The 805-nt window shown below is 64.7% G+C and carries 1 protein-coding gene; it reads left to right on the top strand.

The genetic code is table 11. The annotated features are described in order from the left end of the window. Nucleotides 1-805 (top strand): IS21 family transposase (gene istA, locus AAFX91_RS42110; RefSeq protein ID WP_394570402.1); only part of this gene is annotated, 805 nt, incomplete at both ends.

The raw sequence follows: 805 nt of genomic DNA, 5'->3' as shown, positions 1-805 counted from the left end.
CACCCAGAGATTGTCGATGCGCCGGATCAAAGAGGTTCTCCGCTTAAAACATGTTCAAGGCTTGCCGGAGCGAGCCATTGCGCGCACCCTGGGCATCAGCAACGGCGCCGTGCACAGCTATCTGCGCCGAGCCGGGGCTGCCGGGCTGAACTGGCCGTTGCCGGCCGGAATGACCGACGAAGACCTGGAGCTGCTGCTTTTCCCTGCGCCGAAGCCTGCGTCGCAGAGCCCCCAGCGGCCCATTCCCGACTGGGGCTATGTCGACAAGGAGCTGCGCCGGCGCAACGTGACCCGCCGGCTGCTGTGGGACGAGTATCGCGCCAGCCATCCCGATGGCTTCGGCTACACATGGTTCTGCACGACCTACGAGGCCTGGAAGGGGCGGGCCCGGCCTTCGATGCGGCAGACCCATCTGGGCGGCGAGAAGGTCTTCGTGGATTTCGCCGGCGACACCATCGACGTCATCGCCCCCTCAAGTGGGGAAGTGCAGTCGATGAAGCTGTTCGTCGCGGCGATGGGCGCGTCCAATTATACGTACGCCGAGGCCTGCCCAAGCGAGGGGCTCGCCGACTGGATCCGCCTCCACGTCAACCTTTTCGCCTTCCTCGGCGGCGCGCCGACATTCGTGGTCTGCGACAATCTCAAGGCCGCCGTCACCAATCCCGACCGCCACGATCCTGGCCTCAACCGAACCTATGCCGAGATGGCGAGCCATTACGACACGGCCATTCTCGCAGCCCGGCCGCGGCGCCCAAAAGATAAGGCAAAGGTCGAAGTTGCGGTGCAAGTCGCCCAGCGATGGATT

The organism is Bradyrhizobium sp. 31Argb (assembly GCF_043638955.1).
GTDB lineage: Bacteria > Pseudomonadota > Alphaproteobacteria > Rhizobiales > Xanthobacteraceae > Bradyrhizobium.
This window is presented reverse-complemented; position numbering and strand designations above follow the sequence as displayed.